The 18,294-nt window shown below is 71.5% G+C and carries 12 protein-coding genes; 4 read left to right on the top strand and 8 right to left on the bottom strand.

Going from position 1 to position 18,294, the window contains the following annotated elements; translation table 11 throughout:
* Window positions 1–258 precede the first annotated feature (258 nt).
* From ABUW04_RS20350 to ABUW04_RS20360, 3 genes are all read left to right on the top strand, one after another.
* A complete protein-coding gene (locus ABUW04_RS20350) occupies window positions 259–2,463 on the top strand; it encodes an MMPL family transporter (RefSeq protein WP_380566092.1) in 2,205 nt (734 codons plus the stop codon).
* Window positions 2,464–2,572: 109 nt separating this feature from the next.
* On the top strand, window positions 2,573–3,520 hold the full coding sequence (locus ABUW04_RS20355) for a N(4)-(beta-N-acetylglucosaminyl)-L-asparaginase (protein ID WP_380566093.1): 948 nt from the start codon (window positions 2,573–2,575) through the stop codon (window positions 3,518–3,520).
* The gene (locus ABUW04_RS20360) at window positions 3,517–4,368 is read left to right on the top strand and encodes a M55 family metallopeptidase (protein ID WP_380566094.1); all 852 of its coding nucleotides are present in this window, start codon (window positions 3,517–3,519) and stop codon (window positions 4,366–4,368) included. Before ABUW04_RS20355 ends, ABUW04_RS20360 begins: the two co-directional genes overlap by 4 nt.
* A 46-nt stretch (window positions 4,369–4,414) precedes the next feature.
* Here ABUW04_RS20360 and ABUW04_RS20365 read toward each other — a convergent pair whose 3' ends face one another.
* The gene (locus tag ABUW04_RS20365; protein WP_380566095.1) at window positions 4,415–6,385 is read right to left on the bottom strand and encodes a sigma-70 family RNA polymerase sigma factor; all 1,971 of its coding nucleotides are present in this window, start codon (window positions 6,383–6,385) and stop codon (window positions 4,415–4,417) included.
* Window positions 6,386–6,659: 274 nt separating this feature from the next.
* On the opposite strand from ABUW04_RS20365, the gene ABUW04_RS20370 reads away from it, so the two are divergent.
* Entirely contained in the window at window positions 6,660–8,342 is a 1,683-nt protein-coding gene (locus ABUW04_RS20370) for a xylosidase (protein WP_380566096.1), read from the top strand.
* Window positions 8,343–8,379: 37 nt separating this feature from the next.
* Here ABUW04_RS20370 and eno read toward each other — a convergent pair whose 3' ends face one another.
* The 7 genes from eno to ABUW04_RS20405 all read right to left on the bottom strand — a co-directional run bounded on the left by eno (window position 8,380) and on the right by ABUW04_RS20405 (window position 17,659).
* A complete protein-coding gene (eno, locus tag ABUW04_RS20375) occupies window positions 8,380–9,663 on the bottom strand; it encodes a phosphopyruvate hydratase (RefSeq protein ID WP_380566097.1) in 1,284 nt (427 codons plus the stop codon).
* Window positions 9,664–9,837: 174 nt separating this feature from the next.
* On the bottom strand, window positions 9,838–13,311 hold the full coding sequence (locus tag ABUW04_RS20380; RefSeq protein ID WP_380566098.1) for a GH92 family glycosyl hydrolase: 3,474 nt from the start codon (window positions 13,309–13,311) through the stop codon (window positions 9,838–9,840).
* 143 nt (window positions 13,312–13,454) lie between these two features.
* Entirely contained in the window at window positions 13,455–14,174 is a 720-nt protein-coding gene (locus ABUW04_RS20385; RefSeq protein WP_380566099.1) for an alpha/beta hydrolase, read from the bottom strand.
* A 79-nt stretch (window positions 14,175–14,253) separates the two neighbouring features.
* A complete protein-coding gene (locus ABUW04_RS20390; RefSeq protein ID WP_380566100.1) occupies window positions 14,254–15,069 on the bottom strand; it encodes a PhzF family phenazine biosynthesis protein in 816 nt (271 codons plus the stop codon).
* A 72-nt stretch (window positions 15,070–15,141) separates the two neighbouring features.
* Window positions 15,142–16,362 (bottom strand): LLM class flavin-dependent oxidoreductase, encoded by a 1,221-nt coding sequence (locus ABUW04_RS20395; protein WP_380566101.1) that lies wholly within the window; start codon window positions 16,360–16,362, stop codon window positions 15,142–15,144.
* 131 nt (window positions 16,363–16,493) lie between these two features.
* The gene (locus ABUW04_RS20400) at window positions 16,494–17,357 is read right to left on the bottom strand and encodes a hypothetical protein (RefSeq protein WP_380566102.1); all 864 of its coding nucleotides are present in this window, start codon (window positions 17,355–17,357) and stop codon (window positions 16,494–16,496) included.
* A gap of 44 nt (window positions 17,358–17,401) precedes the next feature.
* Window positions 17,402–17,659 carry a hypothetical protein gene (locus tag ABUW04_RS20405; RefSeq protein ID WP_380566103.1) on the bottom strand — a complete coding sequence of 86 codons (258 nt, stop codon included), beginning with the start codon at window positions 17,657–17,659 and terminating at the stop codon, window positions 17,402–17,404.
* Window positions 17,660–18,294: the final 635 nt, after the last annotated feature.

Below are 18,294 nucleotides of genomic sequence, written 5' to 3' on the forward strand. Positions count from 1 at the left end.
GATCCGCCCCGCAGGTGCGAAAACGGTGACCGGATACCGACCCCCGCTACGCGCTCCGGCCGACCGGCACCGTCTACATTGACGTAGACAATCCGCTCAGTACGTGTGCGCCGGACCGGACGCCGACCACCGGCCACCGCCGCCGCGCCCGGATGCCCCCGAATGACCGCCCCGGCGTGCCCCCCGGCCCCGCGCTCCCGATGATGGCTCCAACGGCCCGTCACCCGGGCGGAGCGGGCGCACCTGCGGAGGACCCCGATGTCGACGTACCTGTTCCGGCTGTCCCGGTTCTCGTTCCGGCGCCGCCGGCTGGTGCTGGCGCTGTGGCTGCTCGCCGCCGTCGGCGCGATCCTGCTGGGCCAGCTCAGCGGCGGGAAGACCAACGACAACTTCACCATCCCCGGCACCGAGTCCCAGCACGTCTCGGACCTGCTGGTGAAGAAGGTGCCGGCGCTGAGCGGTGCGCAGACCCAGGTCGTCTTCGCGGCGCCGGTGGGCTCGAACATCAGCGCCGAGCCCTACAAGAGCGGCGTCGAGGCCGCGCTCGCGAACCTGAAGAAGGTCCCGCAGGTGGTCTCGGTCTCCGACCCCTACACGGCGCACGCGGTCTCCCCGGACGGTCGGGTGGCCCTGGGCCAGGTGCAGTACTCGGTCGCCGCCGCGCAGGTGAAGGACGCCTCCCTGGACGACGTGAAGACCGCGGTGAAGCCGGCCCAGCAGGCCGGCGTCCAGGTGGAGTACTCCGGCAGCGTCTACCCCGGCTGGCGGCTGGTGCCCTCCGAGGCCCCCGAGCTGATCGGGCTGGTCATCGCCTTCGTCATCCTGGTGATCACCTTCGGCGCGCTGGTCACCGCCGGGCTGCCGATCCTCACCGCGATCATCGGCGTGGTGATCACCCTGATGGGCGTCACCGCGGTCGCCGCGGTGGTCGACATCGCCTCCGCCTCCACCACCGTCGCCATCATGCTCGGCCTGTCCTGCGGCATCGACTACGGCCTGTTCATCCTGTCCAGGCACCGCAACAACCTGCTCAACGGGCTCAGCGTGGAGGACTCCGCGGCGCTGGCCGCCGGCACCGCCGGCAGCTCGGTGGTCTTCGCCGCGCTCACCGTGATCATCGCGCTGTGCGGGCTGTCCGTGGTCGGCATCCCGTTCCTCACCGTGATGGGCCTCAGCGCCGCGGCCGCGGTGCTCATGGCGATGCTGATCGCGCTCACCCTGCTGCCCGCCATGCTCGGCTTCGCCGGGCACAAAGTCACCAAGTTCATCGACACCCCGCTGCGCCGCGGCCACCACGAGCAGGTCGCCACCATCGGCGCCACCGCCCCGCAGCGCACCTTCGGCGCCCGCTGGGCCCGCTTCGTGGTCCGGTTCCGGGTGCCGATGCTGATCGCCGGGGTGGCCTTCCTGGTGGTGCTGGCGATCCCGTACTGGAGCATGCAGCTGGGCCTGCCCAGCGGTTCCTCCAAGCCCACCTCGGACACCTCGCGCAAGGCCTACGACCTGACCACGGCCAGCTTCGGGGCCGGCTTCAACGGCCCGCTGCTGGTGGTCGCCGACGGGGTCTCCGGCAGCGCCGACACCCAGCAGATCCTCGGCAGGCTGGAGAAGGTCCCCGGCGTGGACACCGCCAGCGTGGCGGTGCAGACCCCGCAGACCGTGGTCTTCCGGCTGATCCCCAAGACCGGCCCCAACGACCCGGCCACCGCCGACCTGGTGCACGGAATCCGCAACCAGCGCGCCGCCGTCGAGGGCAGCACCGGGGCGACCGTCCTGGTCGGCGGCACCACCGCCTCCAACATCGACGTGTCCAGCAAGCTCAACAGCGCGCTGCCGGTGTTCCTGGTGGTCGTGGTCGGACTCGCCTTCATCCTGCTGACCTTCGCGTTCCGCACCATCCTGGTCCCGATCAAGTCCATCATCGGCTTCCTGCTCTCGGTGCTGGCGGCGCTCGGGGCCCAGGTGGCGATCTTCCAGTGGGGCTGGGGCCGGCACATCTTCGGGATCACCCCGAGCGAGACCATCAGCTTCCTGCCGATCCTGATGCTCGCGATCATCTTCGGCCTCTCCAGCGACTACGAGGTCTTCGTGGTCTCCCGGATCAAGGAGGAGTTCAGCAAGAGCGACGACGCCCGCGGCGCGGTCGAGAGCGGCACCGGCCTGGCGGCCCGGGTGGTCACCGCCGCCGCCCTGATCATGTTCTCCATCTTCGTGGCCTTCATGTTCACCAACGACCCCACCATCAAGGCCATCGGCTTCAGCTTCGCCACCGGCGTGCTGCTGGACGCCTTCGTGGTCCGGCTCACCCTGGTGCCCGCGGTGATGGCGATCATCCGCTCCAAACTCTGGTACCACCCCCAGTGGTTCGCCAAGTACGTCCCCGACCCGGACATCGAGGGCAACCGGCTCCAGGAGACCTTCCACCCCGTCCCGGAGGCCGCCCCCGCCCCGCCGACGGCCTGACCGCCGCCGGCGCGGGGACGCCCCGCGGTCCGCGGTGATCATCGGCCGTGCGAGAGTGGCCCGGTACACAACCGGAACGTCACCACCGCACCGTCATCCTGGAGCCCCCGTGCCAGAGGCCGTCATCATCGGAAGCGAACGCAGCGAGGCCGGTCTGCCGACCGGCATGGAGGTGCTCGCGCGGGGCGGTTCCGCCCTGGACGCGGTCGAGGCCGCGATGCGCTGCTGCGAGGACAACCTCGCCGACCACTACGTGGGCACCGGCGGCCTGCCGAACGCCCAGGGCGAGGTCGAGCTCGACGCCTCGGTGATGCTGGGCTCCAACCGCAGGTTCGGCTCGGTGGGGGCGCTGCGCGGCTACCCCAACCCGATCTCGGTGGCCCGGGCGGTGCTGGAGGGACTGCCCCAGCACTGCATGCTGGTTGGCGAGGGCGCCGCGCTGTTCGCCAAGGAGAACGGCTTCCGCCGGGCCGAACTGCTCACCGACGAGGCCAAGACGCTGTGGCGGGAGCAGCTGCGGGCCTCCGGCGAGTCGGTCGAGGGCGAGAACACCGCAGCGCTCGACGGAGACGCGCTGTACCGGCGCACGGCGCTGGACCTGGTCCGCAGGCTGGCACCGCACGAGGGCCCCTGGGGCACCATCAACATCATCGCGCTGGACTCCTCCGGCGAGCTGTGCGTCGGCGTCTCCACCTCCGGATACCCCTTCAAGTACCCCGGCCGGGTGGGCGATTCGGCCGTCCCCGGCGCCGGGAACTGGTGCGACCTGCGCGCCGGCGGCGCGGCCTGCACCGGCCGCGGCGAGCTGAGCATGCGCGGCGGCACCGCACGCACCATCGTCGACCTGCTCGCCACCGGAGCGGATCCGGCCGAGGCCTGTCGCTCGGCACTGGCCGAGGCCGCGACGCTGCCCGACGACTTCCGCGCCGAGCTGCGCGCGCTGGCGCTCACCCCGGACGGCCGCCACGGCGGCGCCGCCGGCCAGCAGGGCAGCACCTACGCCGTGATGACCGAGCACTCCCCCGAGCTGCGGATGCACCCGAGGGCGGTGCTGTGAAGATCTTCGTCTCCACCGACATGGAGGGCACCGCCGGGGTCGTCGACTGGGAGCAGTGCCGGCCCTCGGGGGTCGACTACCCCTACTACCGCGACCTGCTCCAAGCCGAGGTCAACGCCGCTATCGAGGGCGCGATCGAGGGCGCCGCCGAAGGCGCGGGGGACGGCTCCGCGGTCGGCTTCCTGGTCAACGACTCGCACGGACGGATGGCCAACCTCCGCCCCGACACCCTGTCAGGACGCGCCCGCTACCTGTCGGGCCGGCACAAGCCGCTCTACATGATGCAGGGCCTGGACGCCTCCTTCGACGCCGTCTTCTTCGTCTCGTACCACGGCTCGATGGCCACCTCCTCGGCCCTCTCGCACACCTACAACCCGGCAGCCATCAGCGAGGTGCGGCTGAACGGGTCGGTCGCCGGCGAGAGCGCCATCAACGCGCTGGTCGCGCTGGGGCACCGGGTCCCGGTGGTGCTGATCACCGGTGACGACACCACCGCCGCCGAGATCGAGCCGTTCTGCCCCGACGTCCACGCCGCCGTGGTGAAGACCTCGGTCTCCCGCTTCGCCGCCGACAGCCTGCACCCGGCCGACGCCCGCGAGGCGATCCGCACCGCCGCCCACCGGGCCGTGTCCGGGCTGTCCACCGCCTCGCTCCCCCGGATCGACCTGCCCGCCACCCTCACCGTCCGCTTCCGCAACCCGGACCTGGCCGAGATGGCGACCTGGATCACCGGGGTCGCCCAGGACCGGGCCGACCCCACCGTGGTCCACCTGGACGACCACGACCCGATCCGCCTCTACCGCACCTTCGTGACCGTGGTGCTGCTCACCCGCGGCATCGCCGAGTAGCCCCGACGAGCAACACCGCCGAGCAGCCCCGCCGGCGGGGTGGCCCTCAGCGCGGATGCGCGGCGAAGACCTGGTGCAGGATGTCCATGTACGCCCCGTGGCCGCTGGCACTGGACCAGGCCGTGGCGGACTCGACCGCCGTACCCTCGCCCCATTCGTTGTAGGTCACCACCAGCTGGAACGGGGCGCCCGAGGTGGCGACGGTGGTGGCGTCGTTGCGGAAGCGGGCGAGGTCGCGCGGGACCGCCGGGGTCTTGGCGTCGTTCTTCCAGAACCCGGGCGACAGGATCGCCGAGAAGCCCTTCTGCACGTCCAGCACGTCGGCGTACTGGTGCCAGCCCTGCGGCTGGTCGGCGCAGCCGAGGTAGCCGCCGAAGACCTTCAGCACCACGTAGTAGCCCTCGCCCTGGTTGGCCTGCGCCCAGCGGGTGGCCATGCCGCAGCCGTCGGTGCCGGAGGCGTAGACGAAGATCACCGGCTTGCCGTCGATGTGCAGCCAGGCCTTCTGGTCCGAGTACGTGCGCAGGTACTGCAGGTCGCTCCGGATCGCCGTCACCGAGGGGTCGCCGTACGCCTCCTGCTCGTAGTACACCGTCCAGGAGAAGCCGAGCTTCGCGCCCTCGGACAGCAGCAGCGGCAACCGCTTGTCCTCGCGCTTGCCCGCACCCCACCAGGAGGAGATGCCGGCCTGCAGACCGCCGTACTGCATGTCCTCGATCTGGCGGTCGACGGTGGCCGGGACGTCCACCGAGTACTTGCCCGCCGAGGGCGTGTACTGGCTGCCCGCGCCGCTGAAGTTCTCCGGGTACCAGGGGTAGTAGAAGGCCGCCCGCACCGGCAGCGCGGTGTTGTCGACCGCCGCCGGCTTCGGCGCCGCAGGCTTGTGCGACGGCGAGGGGCTCGGCTTGGCGCTGGGCGAGGGCGTGGGGGTCGGCGCGGGCCGGGTGGCGGAGGGCGCCGCGGCGACCGTGCGCGCCGCCGTCGCCACCGGCGCGGCGCCGCCGGCGTGGGCCGGCCCGGCCAGCCCGAAGGCGTAGGCGGCGGTCGCCGCGGTGGCGGTGACCAGCGCCACCGAGGAGAGCACCGCGCCCTTGCCGACCGAGACACCGCCCGTCTTCCAGGCGGCCCGCCTCGCCGTGCTGACCGCACCGCGGCCCGCGGCGGCCACCGTGTGGGCCCCGGCACCGCCCGCAGCGCCGCCTCCAGCTCCCGCTCCCAGTCCCGAGGCGGCCAGCCCCAGCAGCAGCACCGGCGGGACGGACACCAGCGCCACATCGGCCAGCAGCCGCTCCGCCGGAACCAGGTCGACCGGCACGCCGCCGCACATCTCGCAGGTGCGCACATGCCGGGCCAGCCGCTTGCGCCACAGGCCGGTGGGCCGCCCGTCCCAGCCCCGCAGCACCCGGTCCGTCTCCGGACACCGCGGCACCGCCCTGAGCGCGCGCACGATCGCCCGCGCCACGTCCAGCTGCGCCTTCATCCGCTGCACCCGGACCGCGGCCTGCGGCAGCGGCAGCTTCATCGCGGCGGCCAGTTCGCTGCGGGTGAGCCGGCCGGCCACCTCCATCCACCACAGCGACAGCAGCTGCCGGTCGTCGGCGTCCAGCCACCGGGTGGCCTCGGCCGCCTCCCGCCGCTGGCCCGACAGGCCCAGCACGGTGATCGTCAGATCGACGAAGTCGGCTCCCGGATCTGCGAGTTGCGATGCCTCGTCGAGGCCGTCGATGCCGTCGGTGACCGGGGCGCTACGGCGCAGCCGCCAGTGCCGGCGCACCTCCCGCATGGCGATGGCGACCAGCCAGGACCGGAACGCCTCGGGATCGCGCAGCTTCCGCACGTCGCGGATCATCTGCAGCATGATCTCCTGCACGACGTCGTCGGTGTCGGCAGGGACCCCCAGCGCACGTCCCACGATGTTGTAGATCAGCGGCAGATAGTCGGCCACCAGGACGTCCAGGGCGTGCTGGTCACCCCGTTGCGCGGCACGGACCACCGCGGTCTGCGAATTCTCGGTCATGGTCAGAGGAGGGTTCCCGGTCGGCGGCGGCATAACAGAAAGCCGCGGAACAGCTTCGCACAGGTGTGCCCAGCATGGGCTTCCGGTCCCTGGCGCCCGCCCTCGCGCAGGGACCCCACCGCTGTCACGGATAACAGATTCCGGTGCGATCGAGCGGTATCCCACACCGGTCCGGAGTTCCTTGACCCGCTGTCACACACGCAAGTTGAATCCCTTCCGACCTCCCCCTCGCTCTCCCCTCCCCCACTCCTCCCCCCACACGGAGAACCACGCAATGTCAGTGAACCACCGCAGGCAGACCTGGTCCCGCCGCAGGGTCCTCACCACCGCGCTCGGCGGCACCGCCGCCGCCGCGGCCGGCGCGTTCGGCATCGCCAAGGCCGCCACCGCGGCCAGCAGCTCGGCCAGCGCCGCCGGCGACGTGGTCGGGAAGATCACCGTCGGCTACCAGGGCTGGTTCGCCGCCATCGGCGACGGCGCGCCCATCAACGCCTGGTGGCACTGGAGCCCCGACTCCAGCAAGGCGCCGTCCCCGTCCAACACCGGCATCAAGTGCTGGCCCGACAACCGGGAGTACACCAAGACCTACCAGACCGGCTACGCCGCCCTGGGCAACGGCCAGCCGGCCACGTTGTTCTCGTCCTACGACCAGCAGACGGTGGACACCCACTTCCTGTGGATGCAGCAGAACGACATCGACACCGCCGCTCTGCAGCGCTTCAACCCCACCGGCGGTGAGGGACCGACCCGCGACGCGATGGCCACCAAGGTCAGGAGCTCGGCGGAGAAGTACGGCCGCAAGTTCTACATCATGTACGACGCCACCGGCTGGACCAGCATGCAGTCGGAGATGAAGGCCGACTGGACCAACAAGATGAAGGCCCACACCGCCTCCAGCGCCTACGCCATGCAGAACGGCAAGCCGGTGGTCTGCATCTGGGGCTTCGGCTTCAACGACAGCAACCACCCCTGGGACGCCGCCACCTGCCTGGACGTCGTCAACTGGTTCAAGAGCCAGGGCTGCTACGTCATCGGCGGCGTACCGCGGGAGTGGCGCACCGGCGTCGGCGGCTCCCGGGCCGGCTTCTCCGGCGTCTACCACGCCTTCAACATGCTCTCGCCGTGGATGGTCGGCGCCATCGGGAACGCCGCCGACTCCGACTCCGCGTACCAGAACATCAACGTCCCCGACCAGGCGGACTGCAACGCCAACGGCGTCGACTACCAGCCCTGCGTGCTGCCCGGCGACGTGTCCGCCAGGCAGCGCGCGCACGGCGACTTCATGTGGCGGCAGTTCTACAACATGGTCCGGGTCGGCGCCCAGGGCATCTACATCTCCATGTTCGACGAGTACAACGAGGGCAACCAGATCGCCAAGACCGCCGAGTCCCAGGCCTGGACCCCCACCAACTCCGGCTTCCTGGCCCTGGACGAGGACGGCACCGCCTGCTCCTCCGACTACTACCTGCGCCTCACCGGCGACGGCGGCCGGATGCTCAAGGGCCAGATCGCCCTCACCGCCACCCGCCCCACCCAGCCGGTCGTCGTCACCGCGCCGGCGCTCCGGACGGTCTCGCTGCGGGCCAGGGCCAACAGCGACTACGTCACCGCCGAGAACGCCGGCGCCTCCGCACTGATCGCCAACCGCACCTCGGTCGGCACCTGGGAGCAGTTCGACGTGGTCGACGCGGGCAGCGGCAACATCGCGCTGCGCGCCAAGGTCAACGGCATGTACGTCACCGCGGAGAACGCCGGCGCCTCGGCACTGATCGCCAACCGCACCGCGATCGGCCCGTGGGAGAGCTTCAAGCTGGTCACCAACTCCAACGGCACGGTCAGCCTGCTCGCCCAGGTCAACGGCAAGTACGTCACCGCCGAGAACGCCGGCGCCGCTCCGCTGATCGCCAACCGCACCGCCATCGGCACCTGGGAGCAGTTCGACCAGGCCACCGTGTGACCGCGGCGCCCGACCCGTGCGGCGCCCGCCGCCGCGGCTACCGGCGCAGGCCGAGGGCCTCCCGGCCGGCGTAGCGCGCCTGGGCGCCCAGCTCCTCCTCGATCCGGATGAGCTGGTTGTACTTGGCGGTGCGGTCCGAGCGGGACAGCGAGCCGGTCTTGATCTGGCCGCAGCCGGTGGCGACGGCGAGGTCGGCGATGGTGGTGTCCTCGGTCTCCCCGGAGCGGTGCGACATCACCACGGTGTAGCCGGCCCGGTGGGCGGCGCCGACGGTGGCCAGGGTCTCGGTCAGGGTGCCGATCTGGTTGACCTTCACCAGCACCGAGTTGGCCACCCCGGTGCGGATCCCCTCGCGCAGCAGCGCCTCGTTGGTGCAGAAGACGTCGTCGCCGGTCAGCTGGCAGCGATCGCCGAGTCGCGTCATGAGCAGCCGCCAGCCGTCGAGGTCGTCCTCGGCCATCGGGTCCTCGATGGAGGCGACGGGGTAGCGGGCGACCAGGTCGGCCAGGTAGTCCACCTGCTCCTGGACCGTCCGCCGCAGCCCCTCGCCGGTGTAGTCGTAGACCCCGTCGCGGAAGAACTCCGAGGTGGCGGGGTCCATCACCAGGGTGATGTCCTGGCCGGGCTTGTAGCCGGTGCGCTCGATGGCGCCGAGCACGAACTCCAGCGCCTCGTCGGCGGTGCGCAGGTTCGGGGCGAAGCCGCCCTCGTCGCCGACGGCGGTGCTGTGACCGGCCGCCAGCAGGTCCCGGCGCAGGGTGTGGAAGACCTCGGAACCCATCCGCACGGCCTCGGCGAAGGTGGCCGCACCGATCGGCGCGATCATGAACTCCTGGAAGTCCAGCGGATTGTCGGCGTGCGCGCCGCCGTTGACGATGTTCATCATCGGCACCGGCAGCAGCCGCGCGTCCACCCCGCCGACGTAGCGGTACAGCGGCAGCCGGTGGGCCGCCGCCGCGGCCTTGGCCACCGCGAGCGACACCCCCAGGATCGCATTGGCGCCCAGCCGGGCCTTGTTGGCCGTCCCGTCCAGCTCGATCAGCACGCCGTCGAGGACCGCCTGCTCCTCGGCCTCCAGGCCGAGCACGGCGTCGGCGATCTCACCGTTGACGAAGCCCACGGCGCCCTGGACGCCCTTGCCGTGGAAGCGCCCGGGATCCTCGTCGCGCAGCTCCACCGCCTCGCGGGCCCCCGTGGACGCCCCTGAGGGCACGGCGGCCCGTCCGAGCGAACCGTCCGTCAGCTCGACGTCGACCTCGACGGTCGGGTTGCCCCGGCTGTCGACGATCTCGCGTCCGGTGATCCTGGCGATGGCGGTCATGCTTCTCCCTTGGGACGAGATTGAGAGCGGGTTCAATCACCCTCTCGCGCTCCTCCCGCCGGTGACAGCGGCGTGATCGCCATGGTTCGAAAGGATCACGCCAAACCCCTCGGAGCTGCCGTCGGCGGTCCTGACCTGGACCGGACCGCCGACGGCACGGGGCCGGGCGCGGAATCAGCCGCTCTGCTCCGGGGTGAGCGCCTGGAGTGACAGCGCACTGGCGTACAGGTCCACGGAGCCGGTGCCCCCCGTGCGGACCTGCAGATGGGTACCGCCAGCGGCGGCCACCGTGCCCTGCACGGTGACGGTCTGCGGGACGGCGGACAGCTGCACGGTCTGGCTGGTGACGTCCTGCGCACCGGTCCAGAAGTCCAGGTAGACGGTGCCGGTCCCCTCCAGGGTGATCGAACCCTGGTAGCTCTGACCCGCCGTCGGCTGCGTCGTCGGGTCGGTCCAGATCCAGGTGTCGGGGGCCGCGTAGGACTCGGTCCAGTGCTCCGCGCTGGCGCCCTCCGGCGAGGTGGCGGACACCAGCGTGCCGGCCACCGGGCCGACGCCGTTCTGCACCGGTCCGGCCCAGGAGAGCTGGCCGGTCGGGGTGGAACCGGACAGGTTGGGGCCGCTCGGGGTGAGGATGACCGGCTTGCGTCCCGGCGGGAAATGCAGCGTACCGGCCGGGTAGGACGGCGGGGCGTCGGCGGCCGCGGCCGCCCAGGTCGGATCGGCGGTGTCGGTCAGGGTGAACGCGATCCGGTTGCTGCCGGCCCGACCTGACGCACGGTCGGCTCCGGTGATCAGCGAGGCCGACAGCCAGGCCGGCGCCCAGGACTTCCCGTTGACCGTGACGCCGTGGACGTACGCGCTGGTGGAGGCGCCCGGCGCGGTGATCGTCAGCCGGTGGCCGCCGGGCACGGCGATCTCGGCCGCGGGGAAGACCGGCGCCCCCAGCGCGAGCACCGGGGTGCCCGGGGTCGCCGGGTACATACCGAGGCTGGACCACACGTACCAGGAGCTCATGGCACCGAGATCGTCGTTGCCGGGCTCACCGCCGGGGGTGTCCGCGTAGACCGTGTCGAGCAGCTTGTGCACGATCGCGGTGGTCTTGTAGGGGGTGCCGGTGTAGTCGTAGATCCACGGGGTGCCGAAGGCGGGCTCGTTGCCGGCCCACTCGTACGGCAGGTTGGGACCGGCCTGGAGCTGGGTGAAGTAGGTGTCCAGCCGCTTGTTCGCAGCGTCGTCCCCGCCCAGGCCGGTGATCAGCCCCTGGATGTCCTGCGGGACGGACCAGGTGTACTGGGCCGCGTTGCCCTCCTGGAAGCCGGACTGCCCGAAGGCGCCCACCCCGTCGGTGGTCGGGTCGAACTCGGGGAACTGCCCCTGGGCGTCCCGCGGTTGGATGTAGCCGGTGGCGGTGTTGAAGAGGTTGGTCCAGTTCTGCGACCGCTGCAGGAAGGTGCTGTAGGTGTCGGTCTCCCCCAACGCCTCGGCGAGCGTCGCGATGCCGAAGTCGGCGGTGGCGTACTCGATGGTCTCGGAGGCTCCGTTGGGCTCGGGCGAGAGCGAGCTCTGGGTGGTGTTCGGGATGTAGCCGAGCTTCTGGTAGGCGTCGAGTTGGGGCCGCTCGACGTACCAGCCCTGGCCCATCTCGGCGGTGCTGGTCGGCACCGTGGTGGCGCCCTTGACCATGGCGGCCAGCGCGGCCCGGGCGTCGAAGTCCCGCGCCCCCATGGCGTAGGCCTCGGCGATCATCGGATCGGCCGCGTCCCCGTTCATCACGTCGGTGTAGTCGTCGGCGAAGCCCCACTTGGGCAACCAGCCGCCCTGCGCCTGGTCGTTGAGGAGCGAGGTCATCATCTGGCTGGTCTGCTCGGGCAGGATCGTGGCGAGCAGCGGTATCTCGGAGCGGTAGATGTCCCAGCCCGAGAAGTTGGCGTACTGCTCCTTGCCGCGCGCGGTCCGGTGGACCTGGTCGTCGAAGCCCAGGTACTGGCCGTTGTCGTCGGAGAAGACGCTCGGCTCCAGCAGGGTGTGGTAGAGCGCGGTGTAGAACTCCCGGCGCTGGGCCGCGGATCCGCCGCCGATCCGGATCCGGGAGAGCAGGCTGTCCCACTGTGCGTAGGTGCGCGCGGCCACGGCCGGAACGCTCCAACCGGGGTCCTCGGCCCTGAGGTTGGCTGCCGCGTCGCCCTGGCTGACGTAGGACAGCGCGACCTTCATGGTCACCTGCTGACGGGTCGTGGTGTCGAAGGTGACCCAGGCGCCGGACTGCAGTCCCTGGGTGCCCGCGACCTGGGTGCGCGACTGTGCGCCCTTGGCCTCGGTGCCGCGCGGGGCGACCTTGGTGCCGGCGCCGGCCGCGGGCCTGCCGTCGGGCGCGGCCGGCTGCCGCTGCGGGCCGGGGCCCTTGGTGCTCACCTTGGCGGCGCCGGGCGACTTCACCACCGCATCCAGGCGGATGGACGCCGCAGAGGCGGTGAGGTCCACCGGGCCGGTGCCGGCGGTGCGCACCTGGAACTGCGGGCTGCCGATCGGGCCGGTGGGTACGGCGGCGTCCACGGTCAGCGTGACCGGCGTCGAGCTGAGCTGGACCGGCTTGCCGCCGACGTCCTGCTGCCCGTTGTAGAAGTTGAGGTAGACGTCACCGGTGCCCTGGAGGGTGACGCTGGCCTGGTAGCTGTCGCCCTGGGTGAGCGCCGGGGGCGTGGCCTGGATCCAGGTGTTGGCCAGCGCGTCGGTCTGGCTCCAGGAGACGGCGCTGTCCCCGGCCGCCGTGGTGGTGGGGGCGATCGTGGCGGCGGTGCCGCCGCTGGCCACCTCGTGGTAGCTCCAGTCGAGTTGGCCGGTGGGGGTGGTGAAGACATTGGCGCCGGTCGGCGCGGTCTGCCAGGTGCCGTAGGAGGAGAACGGGCGGTTGAAGGTGGCCACGAAGTGCACCGGGTAGGTGCCCGGCGAACCGCAGAACTGGCCTGCGGTCTCGGTGCCGGCCACCTGGTCGTCGCCGATCACCTGGACGCTGGCCGCCTGGTTCCCTGACTGGGCGTCACCCATCTTGAACAGCAGGTTCGCCGCGGTGGTGCTGGGGTAGGTGAAGGTGCCGATGCCGGTCCGGGTGGTCGCTGCGAGGTCCGCCTGGACGGCGGCGGCGGGCGTCGACGGGTTGAGTTTCACCGAGTACGAGCCGGGTGTGGCATGCTCGTCGCTGTGCTGGAAGGCAGCGGTGCTGTTGGCCGGGTCTGCGCTCAGCGCGCCCACGGTGGGGAGGACGGGGAAGTCGCCCATCGCTCCGCAGCCCGGGCCCGACATATGGGTGAGGCTGAAGCCGGTGGTGGCCGAATCGTCGTAGTTGTAGCCGCCTCCGTCCGGACGCGACGGTGTGTCAGGGCTGAAGGACATCATGCCGAAGGGCGCCGTCGCCCCCGGATAGGCGTCCACCTGGCCGACGGTGGCGCCGCCGGAGCCGGTGCCGATCATCGGGTCGACCAGCGCCGCCGGATCCTTCACCAACGCGACACCTGCGGTGGCCGGCCGAACCGGGGACGTCGCAGGCAGGGCCGAGGCCACCCCGCCGCTCGTCGCGAGCACCCCTGCGGCCACTGCCGCGACGAGGGTGGCCTGTAAGCGTCCTGACTGCCTGTAGCGAAGGAGCATGGGGGTGGCCTCTCCTCTGACAACGTTATCAACGAGGTTTCTATCCCCAACTGCGCCACCCCACAAGCCTTTGGATGCAACCTGCTACTCAGGCGCCACTCAGACACGGGCACAGAGGTGGGCGCGGGCGCGGGCGCGGCGTCTCAGCCCGCGAGTTCGACCAGGCTGCGGGCGGTGGCCTCCGGGTCGACGATCTGGTGCAGGTGCTCCCCCGGCAGGTGTGCGACCCGCCAACCGCGGTCCCGCGCCTCGGCTGCCTCGGCCTCGTAGGGCGGGCCGAACAGCAGGTAGGAGCAGGGGTGGTCGTCCCAGCCGGCCGGGACCGGGATGGTCTGCCGGTAGTACGCCAGCGGCAGCCTCGGCTGCTCGTCGACGACGGTCCGACGGGTCGTGGCGTCGGCGAACATGGGCGCGATGTCGGCCTCGTCCCACCAGTCCGTCCAGCGCGGCAGCAGGCCGTCCACGCTCTTGCCGCGCAGGAACTCCAGCAGCTCGGGCGGGGCCACCGGCGTCGCCCCGTCCCGGGCGGGCAGCGCCGCGTCGACGAAGACCGAGCCGACCACCTGACGCCGGGGCCGGCCGTCGCCGCCGTCAGTGCCGTCGAGGCCCGCGCGGATCAGCGGAAGGAACAGCCCGGCGTTGCTGTGTGCCACCAGCACCAGCGGCCGGTCGGCGGGCACCGCCGTCAGGTCCTCGCGGACGGCGGCCACGACGGCCGGCCAGTACGGCGGCGGCCCGGTGCCGACGTCCAGCAGGGACGGAACCCGGGCGTCGTAGCCCGCCTCGGCGAGCCGTTCCGCCACCGGACGCCAGGTCGAGGGCCCCACCGAGGGGCTGTGCACGAGTACGAAGAGCGGTCGCATGCCCAGATCCTGACGCCGCGCCGGCCCGGACGCGAGCGGATCTGCCGACAGCAGACCGCGCACGGGTACGGCGCACCGGTCACGGCGCCGAGAACAGCTCGCCCTCGATGACGGTCACCGCGTCCCCGGTGAGCAGGGTGCGCTCACCGCGCAGCGCGGTGCGGACCAGGCCGGAGCGGGCTGAGGCCTGCAGTCCGGTCAGCTCGGAGCGGCCCAGGCGGGCCGACCAGAACGGCGCGAGCGCCGTGTGCGCACTGCCGGTGACCGGGTCCTCGTCGATGCCGACGTTCGGGAAGAAGCAACGCGAGACGAAGTCGTACCCGCGGGCCGGGTCCTCGGCCACGGCGGTGGCGATGATCCCGCGCTCGGCCGCCCCGCCCAGCGCACCCAGGTCCGGGACCAGGGCGCGTACCGACTTCTCGTCCTCCAGCTCCACCAGCAGGTCGCCGATGTGGGCCGCGGTCCCGTGCACCGAGACGACCCGGGCGCCGAGCGCCCGTGGCAGGTCCTCGGGCGTCGGCTGCGGGGTGAGCGTCGAGGTCGGGAAGTCCAGGGTGATGCTGCCGTCGTCGTCCGCCGTCGCCGCGAGCACACCGCAGCGCGCGGCGAACCGCACGGTGCCGGTCGCGCTGCCCGTCTCCCGCAGCACGTGCGCCGTCGCGAGGGTGGCATGGCCGCACATGTCCACCTCGGTCGCCGGAGTGAACCAGCGCAGCGCCCAGTCGGCGTCGCCGCCCGGCGGCAGCGGGTGCGCGAACGCGGTCTCCGCGTGGTTGACCTCCCGCGCCACCTGCTGCATCCAGCCGTCCTCCGGAAAGTCCCGCAGCAGCACGACCCCTGCGGGATTGCCGGCGAACGGACGGTCACTGAAGGCGTCCACGATCCAGATGCGCATGCACAGCACCCTAGCCGCACCGGTCCTGTCCCGGTTTCCGGGACACGTTCGGGCGGCTGTCCCGGCGTCAGTTCACTCGGGCAGCGGGATGATCGCCGCCGGGGGCAGCACCGTGTGCCGCAGGGACGGGTCGACCGGGTTGTTGTAGGGCGGGTACTTGGGTCCGCCCGCCGCGCGGCGGTAGACCTCGGTGGAGATCTCCGGGCTGCTGTCGAAGTTCGGGATGACCTGGTTGCCGAAGAGCTCGATCATCTCCAGGCTCTCCTCGTGCGACAGCCCGCCGGTGACGCCGAACACCAACTGGTCGCAGCCCACCTGCTGATAGGCGGCCACCTGCTCGCACACCTCGTCCGGGGTCCCGCAGAGCAGGTAGCCGCCCGCGATCAGCTCGTCCAGCAGCTCCTCGCCGCCCAGCGCGCCGAGGTGGATCGGCGGGTCCGGCCAGGTGATCTCGTCCAGCGACTTGGGCATGGTGTCGTGGTAGAGGTTGACCAGCGTCACCAGGTAGCCCAGCCCCGCGGACAGGGCTATCTCCCGGGCCCGGGCGCGGTCGCTCAGGCAGATCACGCCGTTGGTCATCATCACGTTGTTGTTCTGGTAGTCCCCGAGGATCTCCACCGGGTTCTCGGCGGCCTCCTTGTAGGCCTCGATCCGGCCCTTGAGGTTGTAGATCGGCTCGAAGTTGAAGGCGATGCCGCCGATGCCCAGCGATCCCGCCTTGGCGAAGGAGCCGGGGTTGCCGCAGGCCATCCAGATCGGCGGGTGCGAGTGGCCGTAGGGCTTGGGCAGGATGTTGTGCGGGGTGGGCACGGTGAAGTGCTCGCCCTGGAAGGAGTAGTCGTACTGCTCCCACATCCTGACGATCTCCCGGGAGACCTCGTCCCACTCGGCCCGGGTGGACTCGGTGTCCATGATCCCGAAGGTGGCCACCTCGTGGCTGCCCGCGCCGCGCCCGGTGCCCCACTCGAAGCGGCCCTCGGTGATGTGGTCCAGCATCGCCGCGCGCTCGGCGTAGCGGACCGGGTGCTCCTTGCGCGGCGAGAGGCTGTTGATGCCGGTGCCCAGGTGGATCCGCTCGGTCCTGGCGGCGACGTAGCCCATCGCCACCTCGGGGGCGGACATGTGGCTGTACTCGGTGAGGGTGTGGTGCTCGCCGAACCACACGTACTTCCAGTTGTGCTTGTCCGCCTTGACCGCGAGCTCCAACTCCCGCTTGAGGGCCAGGTGCTCGGACGGGCGGTCGTGCGCGGCCGGGCCGGGTACGAATCCATTCAGGAAGATGCCGAACTCCATCAGGGGCCTCCTGGGCGGTCAGATCCTGCGGCGGAAGGGGCGTCGGACGGTCCGGGCCGGCATCGCTATCTGACGGTCCGTCAGTTTCCTTCTCGCATAGCTATCACACCCCGGTTGTCGGCCACAAGGGATCAGGCGTCGATCGGTCGCCCCGACCCGTCCGGCCACCGGGCCAGGAACCGGTGCAGCGAAGCCGTCACAGCGGCGACGAAGGCGTCGGCGACCGGCCCGCCGACCCGGTCCAGCGACAGGTAGGGGTTGAGGTCCTCCAGTTCGACCAGCAGCAGCCCGCCCTCCCGGGTACGGCAGGCGTCCACCCGCTGGACGCCGTGGTCCAGGGTGTTCCAGTCGATGAAGCGCCGCGCGAAGTCCAGGTCGTCCCCGCTGGGACGGTACGGCTCCAGGACCCAACGGCGGTCGGGGTCCGGGGCGTTGAGGGCGTACTGGAAGGTGTCGTCGACGAAGTAGAACGAGACCTCGTAGCGGAAGTCGATCCGCGGCTGCACCAGCAGGTCGCCGCTCCCGAGGTCCAGGCCGGCCAACTCGCCACGGGGGACGAAGTGCAGGCCGGCCGAGTCGGCTCCGGCCTTGGGCTTGACCGCGTACTCGTCGGCGTCGGGCAACCGGTCCAGGTCGGCGAGCCGGTCCACGGTGGGGATCACCGGGTACCCGGCCGCGGTCAGGTCGAGCAGGTACTGCTTGCCCGCCATGTCCCCACGGCCGTTCAACGGGTTGTAGACCCGGGTGCCGCGCTCACCGGCCGCGCCGCGGAAGGCCTGGTACGCCTGCTGGTAGTGCAGCACCGGACCGCTGTTGCGGACCACCACCAGGTCGAAACCGTCCATCAGCGCGGCGGCGTCCAGCGGGTGGCACAGGGCGGTGTCGAAGTCCTGCCGCAGCCGCGAGGAGAGGAATATGTCCTCGTCGCAGTAGCGCCGCCCTCGGGCCTGGTAGCCGAGATCGGTGACGAGCAGAACGCTGGGACGACCGGACACATGTGCCTCCTGGCTGGGCGGTCGGTGATCGATGGCGCCCCAACCTACCCGCGCGGCCAGACCCCGCTCCGCTCGGACCGGCCCTGCGGCGGGACCTCGGGCCGCTCCTCGTCGGGGAAGCGCAGCCGCCCCCACCACCGCAGCAGCGTGTCCAGGGGGTGCTCGTCCGCCATGGCCGTCGTGTCCGCCACGGCCCCCGCCTCGGCCCCCGCCTCGACGCCCGGCGCGGTGGCCGACCAGACGCCGGCCTGCGCGACGAGGCGTTGCAGCGCCCCTTCATCGTCCTGATCACTCGCAGTCATGAGCCGCTGATTACCCCCGAATTGCCCAGGTAACGTCATCAAACGGTCACGAAACTGCCCCGTCCCGGTCGCGACACGCCCAGAGAGTCGCTCACTTTCGGGCCGTCACCCCACCTCGCGCGGACGGCGGAACCCCGGTCCGAACCCCGCTGATCGAACACCGGCCCGCGCGGACCCGGCACCACCCGAACAGGCGCGGGCCGGGCGTCCGGCAATCGAGTGGACCGTGCTCCCCGACCGTCGGCGTTCCGGCAGCTCACAGCCTGATACCGAAATGGGCAAAGAATATTTTCCCGGCCGGGCCGCATGAAGCCGGCACCACCACCACTGCGATCACCCAGCGTCACCACCGACCGTTCCGCGGCAGGCCCCGCACACCCGCCGGACCGTCCGTCCACCCAGATGACCCGATGCCGACGTGGCAATACTGACGGCTGACCGACCAAGTCCCCGCCGCCGTGGCGGGGCGGTCCGCCCGGACGCCCAGTCTCGCCGCCGGTCGGACGTCAGCTCCGCACCCACCCATCGGCGAGAGCGGGAGACCCGAGCACGGCGGGACGGCCTGGAGAGGACCGTCCCTTGGGGTGCAGCCACCGCACGGTGGCCGGGCAGCTTTCGGAGCCCGAACCCGACAG

It is taken from the genome of Streptacidiphilus jeojiensis (genome assembly GCF_042510965.1).
Taxonomy (GTDB): Bacteria; Actinomycetota; Actinomycetes; order Streptomycetales; family Streptomycetaceae; genus Streptacidiphilus; species Streptacidiphilus jeojiensis.